This is a genomic window from Ignavibacteriales bacterium, assembly GCA_015709675.1.
In the GTDB taxonomy this organism is placed as follows: domain Bacteria; phylum Bacteroidota; class Ignavibacteria; order Ignavibacteriales; family Ignavibacteriaceae; genus H2-BAC3.
The window spans coordinates 861,208-879,990 of record CP054182.1; the positions used below are offsets into that span (position 1 = coordinate 861,208).

The 18,783-nt window shown below is 46.1% G+C and carries 11 protein-coding genes; 7 read left to right on the forward strand and 4 right to left on the reverse strand.

All coding sequences use genetic code 11. From position 1 onward, the window contains the following. Positions 1–172: 172 nt before the first annotated feature. On the reverse strand, positions 173–2,905 hold the full coding sequence (locus HRU80_03115; protein ID QOJ27914.1) for a T9SS type A sorting domain-containing protein: 2,733 nt from the start codon (positions 2,903–2,905) through the stop codon (positions 173–175). 198 nt (positions 2,906–3,103) lie between these two features. On the opposite strand from HRU80_03115, the gene HRU80_03120 reads away from it, so the two are divergent. The 5 genes from HRU80_03120 (at position 3,104) to HRU80_03140 (ending at position 10,586) form a co-directional block, all read left to right on the forward strand. After that, positions 3,104–4,327: a U32 family peptidase gene (locus HRU80_03120; protein QOJ30438.1), complete on the forward strand. Its 1,224-nt coding sequence runs from the start codon at positions 3,104–3,106 to the stop codon at positions 4,325–4,327. A 449-nt stretch (positions 4,328–4,776) separates the two neighbouring features. Continuing rightward, on the forward strand, positions 4,777–4,986 hold the full coding sequence (locus HRU80_03125; GenBank protein QOJ27915.1) for a hypothetical protein: 210 nt from the start codon (positions 4,777–4,779) through the stop codon (positions 4,984–4,986). A 584-nt stretch (positions 4,987–5,570) separates the two neighbouring features. After that, positions 5,571–7,166 carry an OmpA family protein gene (locus tag HRU80_03130; GenBank protein QOJ27916.1) on the forward strand — a complete coding sequence of 532 codons (1,596 nt, stop codon included), beginning with the start codon at positions 5,571–5,573 and terminating at the stop codon, positions 7,164–7,166. Positions 7,167–7,862: 696 nt separating this feature from the next. Continuing rightward, entirely contained in the window at positions 7,863–10,124 is a 2,262-nt protein-coding gene (locus HRU80_03135; protein QOJ27917.1) for an aconitate hydratase, read from the forward strand. Between the two features lie 87 nt (positions 10,125–10,211). Next, positions 10,212–10,586, forward strand: a complete 375-nt coding sequence (locus HRU80_03140) for a DUF3127 domain-containing protein (GenBank protein ID QOJ27918.1) — start codon at positions 10,212–10,214, stop codon at positions 10,584–10,586. A 281-nt stretch (positions 10,587–10,867) separates the two neighbouring features. Here the strand turns inward: HRU80_03140 and HRU80_03145 are convergent, their stop codons facing one another. Together HRU80_03145 and HRU80_03150 are read right to left on the reverse strand one after the other, a co-directional pair. After that, positions 10,868–12,661: a patatin-like phospholipase family protein gene (locus tag HRU80_03145; GenBank protein QOJ27919.1), complete on the reverse strand. Its 1,794-nt coding sequence runs from the start codon at positions 12,659–12,661 to the stop codon at positions 10,868–10,870. Positions 12,662–12,725: 64 nt separating this feature from the next. Further along, complete coding sequence (locus HRU80_03150; GenBank protein ID QOJ27920.1) at positions 12,726–13,562, reverse strand: hypothetical protein; 837 nt, start codon at positions 13,560–13,562, stop codon at positions 12,726–12,728. Between the two features lie 156 nt (positions 13,563–13,718). Here HRU80_03150 and HRU80_03155 point away from each other — a divergent pair, with 156 nt between their 5' ends. Further along, entirely contained in the window at positions 13,719–16,301 is a 2,583-nt protein-coding gene (locus HRU80_03155; GenBank protein QOJ27921.1) for a T9SS type A sorting domain-containing protein, read from the forward strand. 672 nt (positions 16,302–16,973) lie between these two features. Here the strand turns inward: HRU80_03155 and HRU80_03160 are convergent. Further along, entirely contained in the window at positions 16,974–18,032 is a 1,059-nt protein-coding gene (locus tag HRU80_03160; protein QOJ27922.1) for an IS110 family transposase, read from the reverse strand. A gap of 438 nt (positions 18,033–18,470) precedes the next feature. Between HRU80_03160 and HRU80_03165 the strand changes: the two genes are divergently transcribed. After that, positions 18,471–18,719: a hypothetical protein gene (locus HRU80_03165; GenBank protein QOJ27923.1), complete on the forward strand. Its 249-nt coding sequence runs from the start codon at positions 18,471–18,473 to the stop codon at positions 18,717–18,719. Positions 18,720–18,783 lie beyond the last annotated feature (64 nt).

Genomic DNA, 18,783 nt, shown 5'->3' on the forward strand with positions numbered 1-18,783 from the left:
GCGTGTCTGTACAAAGGCCAAATCCCGGAAACAACATTGTGGGGACAGGTCGTGACCTGTCCTCGGGAAGCATAGGTGCTCCCGCTCTTCAGTATATGCATAATGTGACTGTTTTGAAGTCGTAGCACATCGGTAGAGACACGCCGCGGCGTGTCTCTGCATTCGTCGTGAATTATTTAAGCAAAATCATCTTTTTTGAAAGCTTCATATTGCCAGCGGTAAGCTGATAAAGATAGACACCGCTGTTTAATGAGCCGCGTCCTTTTATATCATCAGTGCTGAAATTAACCGAATAATCACCTGCGCTGCGTTCATCATTAATCAAAAGCGCCACTTCTTTTCCTGTAATATCAAATACTTTCAGGGTTGTTTTAACCCGCTCACTCCCTTGCCGGGGAGGGATGGTAAACCGAATCCTTGTTGTCCCGTTAAAGGGGTTCGGATAATTCTGGCTGAGTGTAAAATCAGAAACGGTGCCGTTTTCAGATCGTACATCCGAAGGCAGCAGAGGATAAGTAACGGTAAAGACTCCGCGTCCGTGAGTTCCGACAGCAAGGGTTCTGTCAGACTCCCGGTAATCCAGATATGCAATAGGCACATTTCCGATTTCGTTATATGCAGCATGAACCCACTGAGTGGCTGAGCCCTGAAGCTGGGTTGTCATGAGAAGTCCGATGCTTGTGCCGATAAAGACGTGCAGTTCGCTTCCGCTGTAAACAAACGTTGCCCAGCGGACAGAAGGACCATCCTCGCCGGATATATTACCCTCGACATCAGTCCAGCTGAGCCCGCCGTCGGTGGTGAGCCAGAGACTCTTGAAATTATAATTACCGAATGCAGCAAGCGCGCGCATGGAGTTTTTCGGGTCAACTGCGATGCAGCGGACAAATCCACCCTGAGCAGTTCCTCCGTTCAGATCAGGAGGAGTAACCAGGAAGGCCCCGGGAGCGGCAGAGTGAGCGTTATCAATGCGTTTGATGATGCCGTCAGTTGAACCGATATATACGGTATGGGGGGTGTTCTCTTTCGAAACACCGATGGCACTCACGCGGCGGGTCCAGCCGCTTACGTTTCCGACATCACTTACACTAATAGCCGTCCACCCGCTGGTAGTTGTACCCTGTGTGATATTGGAATTCCTCCATATACCGCTGTAAATAACCGGAGAACTGGTTTTGCCGGCTCCGTAGTATAGGATATCTGAGTTGGATGGATCAAGCGCAATTGGGTTTACAAAAAGCGCCCGGGTGCTTCCGCTCGGAGTCAGTGTAGTGACTTCAGTCTGCTGGCGGGTCTGCCGGTGAAATGGACCGTTCTGATACTGAGTATACATGCGGTTATCAGCCAGCGGCGGTAGTTCAAGTACAGTACCGTCTCCGCCATATATAAGATACCAGAGGCCGGAAGAGTCTGTAGCCAGCGAACCGTTATCCTGAGCTCCGGCTACAATCATATTATCGCCGCTGTCAGGAGAGATTGCCACGGAATAGACCTGCGTTACGTTGTAACCGTTATTAAGTGAAGTCCACACCATGGAGCCGGGCATGGAAATGTTATCCGCGCGGTGAAGTCCGCCGTCGGTAGCGGAGTAATATATATTAGTGTTTGTTGGTTTAAACATTCCTCCCTGTATATCGGGGTGATGATTTCCTTCCGGATAATAAGGATAACCTCCTATAACATCAGTGTTCGCGGTTGAAGTAAATCCGTCAGTGGAGCGGTAAAGATTTGTGCCGCCGATCAGAATGAAGTTCGGATTATCGGGCTTGATATGAATGGTCATATCATAGCCAGTCTGAGTGGAAAGGTCTGAAGGCAGGTTTTGCGCGCGGTTTTCCCATGTTCCGCCTCCTGCAGCGTGTGTATATTTCCAGAGCTGATGACCAGCCACGACGGGGGTATTATCAGGCCCCTGCACAAAGACATATATAATATTTTCATCAGAGGGAGCATAAGCCATGACCACTCTGCCGCTGGCGGAAGGGAAATTTGCCGGTGCGATTGATGACCAGTTCACACCATCTTCGGAGCGCCAGAGTTTCAGAACGCCGCTTTCGCGGGTGTGCGCGTAAATCACACCTGACGGGGTAACAATAACATCGGTAGTGACCGTTGGAGTGTTTACCGTTCCGGGGTCGGAGGCTTTTGCAACACTCCAGGTTTCACCGCCGTTAACAGAGCGGTATATACCGCGCCAGGTTGCGGCAAAAACCTCATCCTGAAGGGTATTGGCGGGATTAACAGCCACATTCCAGATAAAATCAAATGCATCGGGGATATGCGGGGTGCCGCTCGAGGTTGAGGGGAGAATTTCCCACGTCTCACCGTTATTGGTTGATTTATATATACCGTCACCGTGATAAAAGGAGCCCCACCGGGTGTTGTTTGTGGTTGAGCCCCGGAACTCACCGGTGCCTACATACCAGATATTGGTTTTTCCGTCACGGGTATCCTGGGCAATGCAGCTTGTTGAGTGGGACTGTTCGGGGCGGAGTTTAAGGCGCCAGCTTGCGCCGTCATCGGTTGATTTCCAGATGCCTCCGGCAACCCCTCCGGCGATAAGTACACCGGTATTTTCAATATCAGCGGCAAAGACACGGCTTCTTCCTCCGATGTTATCAGGACCGCGTTCTGCCCAGTTCAAAGAAAAAACCTGTACTCCCTTAGCCAGATGGAATGACTCATAGGTCTCAAGCCGGCGGCTGAGGCTGGTTTCTCTTTTGCGGATGCCGGAGGGAATCTCATCCCGCACAGGATCGCGCATGACAAGGTAGTCATATTCAGCACGTGAGTTTGGATTATTCAGGTCTCCGATGCTGACAGGAGGAAGGATTTCCCTCTCATTAAGCAGCGGAATAATGCTGAGAGTGATGAGAAAGGCCAGTAAAGGAATGAGTTTTTTCATGAAGTCTGCTCTTGATATCTGAAGTGTGATGCTCTATGAGAAATTATTAACAGGATTAATTTATGAAACTTAGAGAAAAAGAAGAAGAGGACAAAGGCGGAAATTTTTGATTCAGTGATTCCGGGAGATCAGCTTAATGTTGGCAAGAAGCGCTACTTTCATCTTTTTGCACGGGGACTGATTGCGTATTTTTGGAACATGAATTTACCATTACAAAAACCTGAACTGCTCGCTCCGGCGGGAAACATGACTATGCTGAATGCTGTGCTTAATGCCGGCGCTGACGCGGTGTATCTTGGCATCGAAAAACTTAACATGAGAGCAACCGCGGCAAATTTTACCGCTGATATGCTGCCGGAGATAGTTTCTCTCTGCCATAGCAAGGGCTCGGAGGTGCATCTTACGGTTAACAGTATTGTCATGGAAGAGGAGATAAGCGAACTTGACGGCGTTATGCAGGCGGCAAAGCAGTCGGGGGTTGATCTGATTATCTGCTGGGATACCGCGGTAATTCAGAAGTGCATAGAACATGAGATGCCGTTTTGTATATCCACGCAGGCAAGTATATCCAATTCGGGTTCAGCAAAGTTTTATAAAAATCTGGGGGCCAGGAGGATCGTCCTTGCACGGGAGTGCACGCTTGAAGAGATCATCAAAATAAAAGAAAGTGTTGATGTAGAAATAGAAACCTTTATTCATGGGGCCATGTGCGTTGCTGTGAGCGGAAGATGTTTCATGAGCCATGAGCTGTTTGGGCGCAGCGCTAACCAGGGGGACTGTATGCAGCCCTGCCGGAGGGAGTATGAGATTTATGACGGCAAAAAGGATTATTCGCTTCTTTTGGGTGAGGATTATGTGATGTCAGCAAAGGATATGAATACACTTCCGTTTATTGAAAAGCTGATAGAGGCGGGCATTCATGCATTTAAGATTGAGGGGAGAAAGCGGAGCCCTGAATATGCGGCAAAAGTAACCTCCGTGTACCGCCGTGCTATTGACGCATATTTTGACGGAACACTTACTGAGGGAATGAAATCATCACTGGGAGAAGAACTCCTTACCGTATATAACAGGGGATACTCAAACGGGTTTTATTTCGGGCTGCCGGACGGCGGTGATATCTCAAAAGTTGCCGGAAGTGAATCGGAATACCAGAAACAGTATCTCGGGAGGGTGCTCAACTACTATAAGTCACCGAAGATTGCATATATACAAATGGAAGCCGGAGAACTTGCCGCGGGCGATACTGTGCTGGTTATTGGTGAGACGACCGGTGTGGTGGAGGCAGCTGTTGCAGAAATGCGGGTGAATGAACAGGCCGGAGCTTCAGCGGGGAAGGGGGATCTCGTAACATTTTATTCAGAGGAGCGGGTCCGTGAGGGAGACAAAGTATATATCTTAAGAAAAAAGCAGAATACGTAAACCGGACTCCAATATAATCTGCCGTCGCGGGTTATTATAACCTCTGTTATAATGAATGGGTTAATGTTTCCGGCGGTATTTTCATTTCCGGATATTCGAAGAAAAATTATTGTTCTTAGAAACTCTGCACAAAAAAATTCTCACCAATAAACTCTTTTGCCACGTATACAAAGCATTCACCGTCTGATTTAAGAGCCCGCTGAAAACTTTTTAATTATTCCGTCCCTGCGTTGTATATTGCGGATAATTCATGATGAAAAGGATTGGTTTATTATAAGACCAGCATTCTGCGCGTGAATGAGTTTCCCGGCTTAAAGAAATGGTGAGCATATGTTTCTTCTCAGAGATACGCGATAACGCGTATCTGCTTCAGACGGGTTACTGCGGACAAAAGATTTCCTTACCGGCATTCCGGGGAGGTTGTTTACAATTTTTATTAATGGTGAGAGATGGGTGAAAAACAGAACAACAAAAAGACCAACAAGTCACACTGGCAAATTTCAGATGGCGATTATCAGCGCCGGAGTGATCATATTGATGAGGCATATAAGAATAAACTGAGAAGGGACTCTCTGGTGAATCGCATTGCGCTGGGTGTCGGGATAGTTGTTGCCGGGGGTCTGATCTCATTAATAATAATCCTCATCGGCAGGTTGTAAAAATACCGGGCCCTCGTGTCATAGGAAAGCGGCTCTCAATTTTCTTCCGAACGGGCCTGTTTGCCTTAGTTTGTGAACAGACTCGGGTGCCGGCTACTGCCGTTTTGGGTGAATTATATCCTCATTCTGTATTGGTTACAGTCCTCATAAACCGTAAAATTTTACTTTTTTACCCCTCCGATGTTTTAGATTACCCCTTCAGATTGTATTTTACCCTTCAAGTTTCTATTTTTAGGTAAACATTTGCGATGAGAGTGGGTATAGCGCCATTGTAATCAGCTCGTAATGGTTTACAATCATTTTTTCCTGAAATCACTGTCAGAATTCTTAAAACCGCTCTGGTTTTGCCGGGATGGTTTTGAGTCCTTGGTATTAATATGCCGGGACGGAAAAAATGAAATTCTCTGCTCCCAGAATCATTATAACACGTTCCGCCATCAGGCGGGAAGGATAATGTATGACGGGAATGAAAATGGTTCATGGTATTATCACAACCGGCTGACCGGCAGTTTTGGAGTCCACTGTGGATGAACAAGCCCGTCCGGATGCCACATTTACTAAACACATAATGAAAGGAGCATATCTTGAAAAGGATAGCTTTATTGTTATTTATTTCCATGATAGTGAGCAATACAAACGCCCAGGAAGAAAAATCTTTTTGGGATAAAATTGCCACAGGTGCACACGCCAGCTATGTTCTTCCAATGAACGACTTTGAAGAGCATACATTTTCCTACTTCCTCCGTGCTTATGGCAGATATTCCCTCGGTGCATATCTGCACGGTGATGTTGGTCTCGGATTTGGCACCAACTCCGGTAAAGATTTTGACGGAGGTGAATACTCATCATTCATGATTCCGATTGACTACCGCCTGATGTTTGCACCGGAATTTCACCGTTCAATACAGCCCTATCTTTTCGCGGGTATTGGTCTGATGTATTATAACAATACAAAGGATATCAATTCCGGCTGGAGAATGGTGCTTAACGGAAAATCATCCGATAAAAGCGGAATATCCGGTATTATTCCTCTCGGAGCAGGTTCCATGTTTAAGATTAATGACTGGTGGTCAGTTGATGTTCAGGCTGCGTTTAATCAGTCACTTACCGATAACCTCAACTATTATATAGACGGCTCACCAAAAGATGCTTATCTGACCCTGAGCGCCGGCGTTACCTACAATCATAAATGGTATGATCCGGATGATGATAATGACGGTCTTTTTGACAGCGAAGAAGCTGCTTACGGAACCGATCCTAATAATCCTGATACCGACGGTGACGGTCTTAATGACAATGAAGAAATTAATGTATATAAAACCAATCCGCTCAACGGCGATACTGACGGTGACAAACTCGGCGATAACGGCGAAGTTAAACAGTATAAGACTAATCCTTTGAATCCTGATTCAGACGGTGACGGACTGAGTGACGGTGATGAGGTAAATGTATATAAGACTGATCCTCTGAAGGCAGACACCGACGGTGATGGCCTGAATGATTTTGCTGAAGTAAAAACCTATATGAGCAGCCCGCTTGAAAAAGATACTGACGGCGACAAGCTGAGCGATTATGACGAAGTAATGACTCATAAGACCAGCCCGATTAAAGCTGACTCCGACGGTGATAAGCTGAATGATTATGACGAAATTAAAACCCATAAGACCGATCCGCTTAAAGCAGATACCGACGGTGATTCACTCTCTGATTACGATGAAGTGATGACTCACAAGACCAACCCGCTGAACCGTGATACCGACGGCGGCTCTGTTTCTGATGATGAAGAAATCAGAAGAACCTCTGATCCGCTTGATAAGAATGATGATGTGGTAACTGTTGGTGTTGCATTAGTGCTTGAAGGCATTACCTTTGCAACCGGTAAAGCAGACATCACTCCTGAATCAGAAGCAACCCTTCAGAAGGCGCTGAAAACCTTCAGTCTGTTCCCGGAAATTTCTGTTGAAATTGCCGGACACACAGACAACAAAGGAAGCAAAGCAGCAAACGTGAAACTCTCACAGAGAAGAGCAGATGCTGTACGCGACTGGCTGATCAGCAAGGGTGTTGATAAGAACCGCATCACCGCAAAAGGATACGGTCCGAACAAGCCGATTGCCGATAACGCAACTGAAGAAGGACGCGCGAAGAACAGAAGAATAGAGTTCATCCGCACGAAATAAATATTTACCGACGTAGAGACGATGCATTCCGATTGCATCGGAACAAGTGCATCGTCTCTACCGGACAAATGAAACAATTATAAAAGGACGGTCAATATGACCGTCCTTTTTTTATATATACAGTTCCCTGCACGGCGGATTTAGTGTTGTGAATCTGTGTTGTGTGAAGTTTTCGTATTCCCCCTCGACTCCGCTCGGGGACCGCCCTCGGCTCCGCTCGGGGACCGCCCTCGGCTCCGCTCGGGGACCGCCCTCGGCTCCGCTCGGGGACCGCCCTCGGCTCCGCTCGGGGACCGCCCTCGACTTCCCCTCGACTACGCTCGGGGACCGGCTCGGGGATCGGCTCGGGGACCAGCTCGGGGACCGGCCCGGAATTCCGTACGAGGATTTGTCAGAATAATGTGTGTTTTTTGCTTTATTTAAAATGATGAACACTCCGCCGGACACAGAACCGGCTATTACCCGCCTTACAAACTTGTAAGTTACATGGATGTAAGTTTTATTTGTAACCAGTTTGGCAGTTCCTGCTGGAAGACTTCCCAACCCGGTGTCCGGGCGGAGTCGAGGACACCGATACCCAGCCGAGGAAACCAACACAGCCAGGGGAATCATCAGGAAAGCCACAGCCAAAATCCCGTCAATTTTTCGTAATTTCCGAATTATTAAAATTAACTTTATTGCAACTGAGGAAACCAAATGACAGCCAATCTTGACATGATTAAAACGGTTTATGCCGGTCTGAAAGCGAAAGTTGAAACAGCCAGAAAAGTGCTCGGCAGACCGCTTACCTATACCGAAAAGATTCTTTACGCTCACCTTTTTGATCCCGTTACCAAAGAACTGACACGCGGAAAAGACTACGCTGATCTGGCACCAGACCGCGTTGCCATGCAGGATGCTACCGCTCAGATGGCTCTGCTGCAGTTTATGTCAGCCGGCAAGAAAACTACCGCGGTTCCCTCCACAGTTCACTGCGATCACCTGATCCAGGCAATGACCGGAGCCCGCGAAGATCTTGACCGTGCAAACTCAGAGAACAAAGAAGTGTATGATTTCCTCGAGAGTGTCAGCCAGAAATATGGCATCGGCTTCTGGAAACCGGGTGCAGGTATCATCCATCAGGTGGTGCTTGAAAACTATGCTTTTCCGGGCGGAATGATGATTGGTACTGACAGCCACACCCCTAATGCCGGCGGCCTGGGTATGATCGCAATCGGCGTAGGCGGAGCGGATGCGGTTGACGTTATGGCAGGAATGCCGTGGGAACTCAAATGGCCCAAACTCATCGGTGTTAAACTGACGGGTAAACTTTCCGGATGGGCATCACCAAAAGATGTAATTCTTAAAGTTGCAGGCATCCTCACCGTAAAAGGAGGGACGGGAGCAATTGTTCAGTATTTCGGAGAAGGTGCTTACAGTATATCCGCCACCGGAAAAGGAACTATCTGCAACATGGGTGCTGAAATCGGAGCTACCACATCAGTATTCCCATATGACGCAAAGATGGCTGCATATCTGAAATCAACCGGAAGAGCAGATGTCGCCGCAATTGCAGATGAACTTTGCCATGAACTTAACGATGATCCGGAAGTGGTTAAAGACCCCGCAAAATATTTTGATCAGGTCATTGAAATTAACTTAAGCGAACTTGAGCCGCATGTTAACGGACCATTCACACCTGATCTCGCATGGCCTATTTCAAAACTGAAAGAAGCAGTAAAAGAAAAAGGATATCCAGATAAAATAAGCGTAGCACTCATCGGAAGCTGCACCAACTCAAGTTATGAAGATATAGACCGCTCGGCAAGTCTTGCCAAGCAGGCAGTAGCTAAAGGGCTGAAGACTCAGGCACAGTTCACCATTACTCCGGGCTCCGAGCAGGTTCGCGCTACTATTGAACGTGACGGACAGCTTCAGGCACTTGAAGGTATTGGCGGTGTGATACTTGCTAACGCATGCGGACCATGTATTGGTATGTGGAAACGCATGGATGTAAAGACTGGTGAAAAGAACACCATCGTAACATCATTCAACAGAAACTTTGCAAAGCGGAATGACGGAAATCCGGAAACACTCGCTTTTGTTGCAAGTCCTGAAATCACTACCGCATTTGCTATTGCAGGATCACTTTCATTCAACCCGATGACTGATGAACTGGTAAACGAAAAAGGAGAGAAAGTAAAACTTGATCCGCCAACCGGCGCGGAACTTCCTTCAAAAGGATTTGACGGCGGCGAGAGCGGATATATAGCACCGGCTGAAGACGGATCTAAAGTAGATGTGAAGGTCAGCCCTGCAAGCGACCGCCTGCAGCTTCTTGCTCCGTTTGCTCCGTGGGAAGGAAAAGACCTTGAAGATATGACTGTGCTGCTTAAAGCTAAAGGCAAGTGCACAACGGATCATATATCCATGGCCGGTCCGTGGCTTAAGTACCGCGGACATCTGGATAATATATCCAACAACATGTTCATCGGCGCAATAAACGCCTACAGCGGTGAAGCAGGAAAAGTAAAGAATTTCTTCACCGGTGAAACAAAGTCAGTTCCTGAAGTTGCGCGTGACTACAAAGCACGCCGTCAGAACTGGGTTGTTGTGGGTGATGAGAACTATGGAGAAGGTTCAAGCCGTGAGCATGCAGCGTTAGAGCCGAGATTCCTTGGCGGAAGAGCTATCATTGTGAAGTCATTCGCGCGTATTCACGAAACCAACCTGAAGAAACAGGGAATGCTGCCTCTGACTTTTGCTAATCCGGCTGATTATGATAAAATCAGAGAGGACGACAAAGTAAGTCTGAAAGGCCTTACTGAATTCGCTCCGGGCAAACAGGTTACGTTAGTTGTGAAGCACAGCGACGGAACAACCGACGAAATAAAACTGAACCACACATTTAACGAACGTCAGTTCGACTGGTTCAAGGCGGGCAGCGCACTCAACCTGATAGCAAAACAGAACGCTTAAAACAAGTATATACTGAGCAATATAAGCTCCCCGGTGCACGTTATGAGCCGGGGAGCCTTTTTATTTTTATAAAAACAAGGAAGAAGAATGAATCAGATAGTTAGATTGGTGCAGGTTAATCCGGCGCAGACAGGCGAAGGAAAAAACGGCCCATGGAAGAAACAGGAAGTAATTGTCGAAACTGAAGGACAGTATCCCAGAAAAATCTGTGTGCTGGTCTGGGGTGATAAAATTGACATCAACAGGTTTAAGCCGGGTGATATGATAGATGTATATTTTGATGTTGAAAGCCGTGAGTACAACGGAAAATGGTACACCGATGCCAAAGCATGGAAAATAGAGCCGGCCGGACAGTCAGGCGCTATTGACGGGGAATATACTGCATCTGCTCCGTCACGTTCATTCTCACCGCCCCCGCCTCCGCCGCTCCCGATGCCGGAAGACAAAGACCTGCCATTTTAAGTATGAATTATGAGGTATGAATTATGAAGTGCTATTCATGGTTCATACCTTAATTATATCACCGCCTGCATATCTCTCGCGCAAAGGTGCAAAGAGTAATGTAACACACACTAATACTTTAATTTTCTGTGTGCGATGCAGACAGGAAGTTTCCCGCAGATTTCGCAGATAAACGCTGAAATTAAACAGTAAACTTATTTTAACCGGATGCAAAAGCAGCGCAGACTTTAACAGATTGAAAATTAATGCAGAGAGAATAATTCTTCATTATTAATTATTCATTAATAAAGTACTGCTTTTTTAATCTCCTCTATTCGGGATATTGTATATTCATATCCCACTTTCATAATCTCATCCAGTTTATCGGTCTCCATCATATCATATTTTTCTACGGGGGGATGAAGGACAATCTCGGCAAGGTGGTAGTCTTTTTCGAACTTGCTGCTGCTGGCAATAGTGGTCAGTTTAGAGATAATATCAAAGAATCCGGGATAAGAACCGGTTTCTTTTCCGATTAGACGTTTGAATTTATATTTCAAGGGTCCGGGGAATTCATCATGTATGATTGAATACTCCGGCGATGCGCTTACGTTTACTGCAATCACCCTGCACTTGAAGAAATTTTTCATCATATCAATCGGTACATTGTTGAATATCCCTCCGTCAACCAGAATTTCTTTATTGCTGATAACCGGCGGCAGAAGAGCAGGGAGGGATAGCGATGCACGGATAGCTTTCCAGATAGGGCCGCTCATGATTGCCTCTGGACTGATCTTGGATATATTGCTCGCTACAGTAAAGAAATTTATCCAGGTATCATCCATTTGGGTTTCATTAAAGATTTCTTTAAGCGCTGTGTTTACTCTCCTGCCCGCGAGAACAGAAAATACCGGAAGGGTAATATCAATAAAGGGTTTGCGTTTAATAAAGTAACTTGAAAGCCGGTAACGTGTGTCAGCATCCATATCAAGCGCCACACCGGAGGCGATGGTTGAGCCCGCACTGGTGCCGCAGACCAGATCAACAGGGATGTTATGTTCTTCAAGCGCTTTTACCGCACCGAGGTGAGAAAGACCGCGTGCTCCCCCTCCGCCAAGCACAAGCGCAATGGCATTGCCGGAGACAATACGGGCAAGCCGCGCGAAATCTTTATCTTCCTGCAGACGTATATGATAATGATCTGCGTTGCCCCGGAGCTTTTTATAGAAAGAAGTTTTTTCAGGTTTCTTTCCGGTGCGGTGGCAGAAGACAATTTCTATCTTGGTGTATTCCTGATTTATATACGCAAGCACTTCATGTTCAAAGCGGGTAACGGTTTCCGCGCTGTCAAAATCAACAAGAAGATAAACCCGGTCAGCAATCTGCCCCGCCATCTTTAGCCATCCGGTATCGCCGTAAGGGCAGCTAACCAGAACGTGCTGATACTTGCGTTCAAGTTTGTTCATGGTATTGAGAAGATTTCTCAGCTCTTCATCATTGAATTCAGAAACGGGTTTTTTGAGAGACTTAGGAGTAACCAGCCGGGTAGCCGCGTAGGGCCTGAGCTTGCCGGTAAAGTTTTGCAGAAACGCATCTATATCAATATCCTGGCTTCCCTGAATAAAAAGGATATTATTCGGCGTGAAGTTCTGGCTGAGCGCGAGGTTGGATTTTCTGAGCCGTCCGATAATATCGCGCGTGATGTTATACAACAGTTCGGGATATTTGTGCACCAGTCCCTTAAAATCATCAGCCTGAATTTTAATCAGGAGAGAAGAACGCATCGCGCGGACGGTAGCGGAGCGGGGTTCGTTGGCAATGAGGGCCATTTCACCCACACTTTCTCCCTGAAGGATATACCCGTGCAGTTTGTGCTGTTTACCCTTCCCGCTGTAAACCTGAAGCCGGCCGCTGAAAAGTATATACATGCTGTCACCGGGATCCCCCTCGTTAAAGAGAATCTGATCGCGTTCAACACGGAGCCACTGAATATGACGGCTGATTTCTGTGAATACCTCCGCCGATATTTCACCGAAATATTCCGGCAGATGTTTTTTCAGATATTCAATCTGTACGCTTGCGTCTGATTTTGACATAAAGAAAGTTTGTTAGGGATTCCGCAATATACTAACCAAACCGCTTTAGCGGGGAGTTATCGTATTAAATTTTGCCGAATTTATCCATAAATGCCTGCCGTGCATTCAGATTTTTTCGTCTGATTTCTTCATCACTTTCGGAGGGTATCCGGCTGAGCGCATCAAGTTTATCGCTGAGCGCTGTGCTGCCGCTGATGAGCGAAAAGAGTTTCTCCGTTAGCTCCTGAAGAGTAAAACCGGGGAACCAGGCATTGGGAAGGGATTCAGCCAGAGACGCAATCCGGCCGGCATTAATATTAGTTATGCGCTGTAAAAACTGATCGGGCTGAATTTGCTCATGCCAGAAAATATGCCGTTTAAGCAGGGGGAGCAGTTTTTCAGGTGAAGCGGCTGAGGGTTCAAAGATACTTCGTACCGACATTGAAAGAGCATAATCATAGCAGAAAGCAGAAGAGCTGCCGCAGAGAATATTCGGATTTTTACTGGTGCGGTCTATATTCATAAGCAGCAGATCGGTGAGAAAAATCATGTCTTTTTCTTCACGGCTGAAAACATTCATCGTTTCAGTAAACGGTTTTGCGTCAGGCAGAAAGCGGGTTGCGGTGTTAATGCCTCCGCTTCTTGCGGCAAGGTCAATAATTTCCGGATCAGCTTCAGTCGGGATGATGGCAGGGTTAAAGTCAATCAGCAGTTCGGGCAGAACCGGAATGCCCAGCAGACCGGCAATCCGTGATGCAGCCATTCCGGTAATCATGGAGAGTTTTCCTTCACCGGCGCCATGAAGTTTAACTACATAACTCATTCCGTCATCTGCTTCAATCAGAAACGGAAGCGATGAACCGGTTCGGAATTCTTTGACGAACCGCACTGCACGGGGGATGGAGTTTTTCTGTGTATTCATTTATTTTGTCAGCAAATTTACAGAAAGGAGGACTAACCGGTGTGATTTCCAACAGAATAATAATCACGAAATCCGCATATAAATACAAGTTATCGGGATATTGACTATTTTTGTGTATGCATCACATTCCATACTGAAAAAACGAAAGCTGCTGCCATGAAACTGCTCACCCTGTTTATCATTCCCGTAATTATCTGCGGATTCACCATACTCGGTATTGAGTACGGACTGTATTATAAAAATTTCAATCCATTTAAGCATATCAAACAGTCCGGCGCGATGAAAGCGATGCATTCCTGGCAGCGGGAGCGGGCTTATCCTGAGGATGATATACCGGAAGCTGCTTACTACCGCGCATACGAGCAGATACAGGCTGAGTTTTCAAAACAGAGCATGATCCTGAACAACCAATGGCAGGATATAGGCCCGAAGAATATCGGCGGCAGAACCATCTCCATTGCCATTGATCCGGTGAATCCGGATATAATCTACGCGGGTGCTGCCAGCGGCGGATTATGGAGAAGCACCACCGGAGGAGCCGGCGTGCAGGCATGGGAATATATTGAAACAGGATATCCGGTAAATGGTGTTGGTGCAATAGCGATAAACTATGACAATCCTGAAATTATATATATCGGAACCGGCGAGGTGTACGCGTACCAGAATTCAATCGGCGGGCTGAGCATCAGGGCAACAAGGGGCAGTTACGGAATTGGCATTCTGAAGACCACGGACGGAGGAGATACCTGGACGAAGTCACTTGACTGGAGCTATAATCAGAAGCGGGGCGTGCAGATGATACGGATACATCCGGTGAACCCGGAAATCCTCTTTGCGGCAACCACGGAGGGTATATATAAATCAACCAACGCGGGCGGTGCGTGGACTCTGGTGCATCCGGTCATCATGGCTACCGATCTGCTGATACATCCCAACAGCCCGGATACCATAATCTCAGCACACGGAAACCTGAACTCCTCGGGCAACGGTATATACCGTTCAACCAACGGCGGAGCCACCTGGCTGAAAATAACATCAGGTCTGCCGGCTTCCTACGGCGGGAAGACTCTTCTGGCCGGGTTCGAGTCTGATCCGGATATTGTGTGGGCAAGCATCGGTTTCGGTGAAACATCAGGCGCGGGAACGAATCTCGCGAAATCAACAGACTTTGGCGCGACATGGACGGTGGTTAATACCGATGACTATGCCACTTATCAGGGATGGTTCTCTCACTTTGTGGTTCCGCATCCGACCGACCCATCAAAAATTCTTACTGCCGGAGTTGATGTATATAAATCCACAGACGGCGGTACAAACTTTTCACAAAAATCATACTGGTACCTGTGGGATTTTGGTGTTCCTCCCGTTGGCGGACCGGAAGGCCCTCCCGATTATTCTCATGCTGACCATCATGCGTATGCTATACATCCAACTAATCCGAACATTGTTTACTTCGGCAATGACGGGGGAGTTTTCAGAACGACAGATTTTGGTGAAACGTTTTCAGGACTGAACGGAGGATATCAGAGCACGCAGTTTTATAAACGTTTCGGTGTTTCGAAGGCAGATACCACGCGCGCAATAGGCGGCATGCAGGATAATGCAACTGCAATATGGGAAGGCACGGTTGCATGGCGGAGAGTTCTCGGCGGTGACGGCTGCTGCACGCAGATAAGCCATACCAATACCGATACCATGTATGGCTCTTCGCAGTATTTATCAATACGAAGATCCACAAATAAAGGGTTAAACTGGTCAGGCATTGCACCTCCTTCTTCAAATCCGGCGTTTAACGGACAGTTTCTTGTTGCACCGTCGAACGGTAAAATACTCTATGGCGGCGGCGAATATTTTTATAAGTCAACCAATGCAGGCAATAACTGGACGGCGCTTAACAGCGGTGCGCCGGTTAACGGTGATCCTGTGCTTTCAATAGCTATCTCTTACACTAATCCTGATACGGTATATATAACAACAGCGCCGTATGTCAGACGGGCAGAGGTTTTCCGCAGTACCAACGGCGGAACTACATTCACGAACATAACCTCATCACTGCCTGACCGCTACCCGGTGGATATATCAGTTGATCCGGCGGATTCAAGGATTGTATACGTAACATTTTCGGGATACGGTACTCCGCACCTATATAAGTCGACAGACGCGGGAGCATCCTGGACTGATATCAGCGGAAATCTCCCCGATGTCCCAACCTCAGCGGTTATTATTGATCCGGAAAACCGAGATCACCTGTTTGTGGGAAATGATCTTGGTGTGTTTGTTTCTTTCAACGGGGGAGCAAACTGGAATCTGCTGAACAATGGCATTCCCGGATCGTTCCTGGTTATGGATCTTGCATACTCGCCAGTTGACAGAATGCTTTTCGCAGCAACACACGGCCGCGGAGTTTACCGGATTCCTCTCACAGGATTGACCTCTGCCGGAACAGCAGGAAACGAAAACACTGTTACAGATTTTGCGCTTGGACAGAATTATCCGAATCCTTTTAACGCGGGGACACAGTTCAGCTTTACCATACCGCAGGAAGGGGACGCAGCTGTGAGGTTATATGATGTCACCGGCAAGCAGATAGCAGAACTGCTGAGCGGAACAATCTCAGCAGGAACTCACTTCGTGCGGTTAGGTGCTTCACAGTTGAATGCTCTGGCCAGCGGTGTATATTATTATTCGGTTGAGTGGAAGGGAAGAAAGCAGACGAAGAAGCTGATATATATGAAATAGAAGTATGAATTATGAAGTATGAAGTATGAATTGGGGAAGGTGAAGCATGGTAAGCGAAGATCATACTCTTCGTCAATGGTCCGCGGATTTTAAACGGATGCTGAAGCAGCGCGAATTAAAACGGATCCGGAAAACAAATTTTTTCGTACAGACAGATGACAATCTGTCTTTGAATTATGAAGTATGAATTATGAAGTATGAAGTATGAATTGGGGAAGGAGAAGCAAAGTAAGCGGAGATCATTTTATTCGTTAATGGCCCGTCTATAGAAAAGAAAGTCAAGAGAAAACAGTAATCCTGTAAAGAATTTTACAAAATTCAGTCTCTGACTTGGGGTTTCACAAGCCACGTTCTTGAAAATGCCAACCAAAATGTACCAACTCAGAGTTTCCCCCTTGGGTTCATGGGTTCTTCAACTGCTTTCTTTATTCGCTTTTACTTTATAAGTTTTTCTATGCGTCTATTTGAGCCATGCCAATGTTTCAGGCTGCTACGATAAATTCCAGAATTAAACCGGAAGAGGATTAATCGCGGATATGTGCTATAAAGAAATTATTCTTTTGCAACGGGCCATTGTGAATGCTCTCTTCCTTAATACTCTAGTAAGCGTGTTTACTGTCTCCATGAGAATGTTCTTTGCCGGTAAACAGAATGGTATCTAATTGGATATGTTTACTTCTTGGATTTCACCTTTGTTTTTTTACTGATAAATGGTTTTTCTGTTTTGAGAATGCCAAAAGTAACCCTTGCAACATACCGTGCTACAGCATTCCTTGCATTGTGCTGGCTTACACCTCTTTTTAGCAGATCCTTGTAAAGAGCCGATAATTCATTCTCACCGTTAATGCAAGTTGAAGCAGCAACCTTAAATGCCTGTTTGAGGATTCTGCTGTATCGACCTTTCCTGTGCCCGTAAGTCTTTCCTCCGCTCTGTTTAACGTGAGTAACCAATCCGGAGTAGGCAAGAAATTTTCCAACACTGTCGAAGCGTTTAACATCTATAACCGTTCCGAGGATGGTTACTGCACCAATTATACCGATACCAGGTATGCTCATCAGGTTTTTCAGAGTTTTGTTTTTCTTACACAGCCCGGTGAAGAGAACTTCAAAATCCTTCTTCTGCTTCTCATACTGCTGAATATCTTCTTCCAGTTGGTTGAGGATAAACTTTGTACTTTCTTTCTCTGCTTTAGAAAGATTCCGGGTTTTCCGGGAAAGTCCGTCCTGCCCAAGAAATGCTGTTTTCTGATTCTGGAGCCTTACCCCTCGTTTTATCAGATCACTGTAAGCGCTGATATATTTTCGCAACTCAAATTCTTCTTTCTTTGCATGGTAAGTTTCCTTGAGCATGCCGTTATAAAGCAAGGTGCTGAGTTTTTGAGCATCAATAGGATCAGTCTTTGGCCCCTGGGTTAACAGTCGGTTCTGATAAGGATCACAGATAACCACTTTTGCAGCGTAATCGTACAAATTGACAAAGAGCCAGTGAGCCGGAGAGCTTTCCTCTAAGGCAATAATGGTTTTACCGGACAGACTCTTGAGCAGTTGCTGAAGCTGCTTCAGAGAGCTTGGGTGCTCGGTTACCCGGATACGGTTCTGATAGGGTGCTCTTATCATTGCAATTGCCATGGTGCTTTGCGACCAGTCAACGGCAAGATAATTATCGTATCCTGCATATTTGTTGACCACTGAATAACTTTTGCCGGTCAGTTGTTTTTTTATAAGTTTCATGAGCGGTTTCCTTAGTTTAATGAGATGTCAACTGTTATGGTGAATAAAATTCACTTTTACTACACCTTAAATTAAGTGAAACCGCTTTTCTAATTTATCGCGGATCTTAAACGGATGCCAAAGCAGCACGGATTAAAACGGATCGGAACTCACTTCGGACAGAAAGATGACAATCGATCTCATTCTTGCTTAATACTGTGAGGCGGGGAATAACCATGGTTTCAGTATTTTCAATTTCTAATTAGAAAAGAAGCGAATTCCTGAAGTAGTACCATTTTTTATCTCTAACATAAAAGGAGTTGCCCTATCATTTTTTTTCAAGAAAGATAGTGTTATCTTTGGATTATGTTTTCAAATAAACTTTCTTCCAGTAATCGTAAACTTCTCCTTTATTTGCTTCTGGCATGGTCATTCTCATTTGCCCATTCAGAATTAGGAATGTTTGAGTTCGATGGTCCAGACCACGAGCAGCATGATTATTGTGAAATAGTACAAAACGCTTATCCAAAAAGTTCAGCAATAAGAGATTTTGACTTTTCAATATCTTTTGCGCCTGCTTCAAGTGATGCCTTCACAGCAGTTGTTGATTATTCCCCCACATTTCGCTTTTCCTCTTTATTTGAAGCCCCACCTATTAGGTTTGGGGCAGTTAAATCAAACATAATAAACTCCATTTTTCGTATTTAAAATTTCTTTAAACCGTTTTTTTAACATTCCCCTTTAATGGGGATTAGTAAAACCATTTTAAAGG

Excerpts from the sequence above, each read along its gene's own strand:
- HRU80_03140 (QOJ27918.1), top strand. The coding sequence starts at position 10,212 with ATGAATCAGATAGTTAGATTGGTGCAGGTTAATCCGGCGCAGACAGGC.
- HRU80_03150 (QOJ27920.1), bottom strand. The coding sequence starts at position 13,562 with ATGAATACACAGAAAAACTCCATCCCCCGTGCAGTGCGGTTCGTCAAA.
- HRU80_03160 (QOJ27922.1), bottom strand. The coding sequence starts at position 18,032 with ATGAAACTTATAAAAAAACAACTGACCGGCAAAAGTTATTCAGTGGTC.
- HRU80_03155 (QOJ27921.1), top strand. The coding sequence starts at position 13,719 with ATGAAACTGCTCACCCTGTTTATCATTCCCGTAATTATCTGCGGATTC.
- HRU80_03120 (QOJ30438.1), top strand. The coding sequence starts at position 3,104 with ATGAATTTACCATTACAAAAACCTGAACTGCTCGCTCCGGCGGGAAAC.
- HRU80_03125 (QOJ27915.1), top strand. The coding sequence starts at position 4,777 with ATGGGTGAAAAACAGAACAACAAAAAGACCAACAAGTCACACTGGCAA.
- HRU80_03135 (QOJ27917.1), top strand. The coding sequence starts at position 7,863 with ATGACAGCCAATCTTGACATGATTAAAACGGTTTATGCCGGTCTGAAA.
- HRU80_03115 (QOJ27914.1), bottom strand. The coding sequence starts at position 2,905 with ATGAAAAAACTCATTCCTTTACTGGCCTTTCTCATCACTCTCAGCATT.
- HRU80_03165 (QOJ27923.1), top strand. The coding sequence starts at position 18,471 with ATGTTTGAGTTCGATGGTCCAGACCACGAGCAGCATGATTATTGTGAA.
- HRU80_03145 (QOJ27919.1), bottom strand. The coding sequence starts at position 12,661 with ATGTCAAAATCAGACGCAAGCGTACAGATTGAATATCTGAAAAAACAT.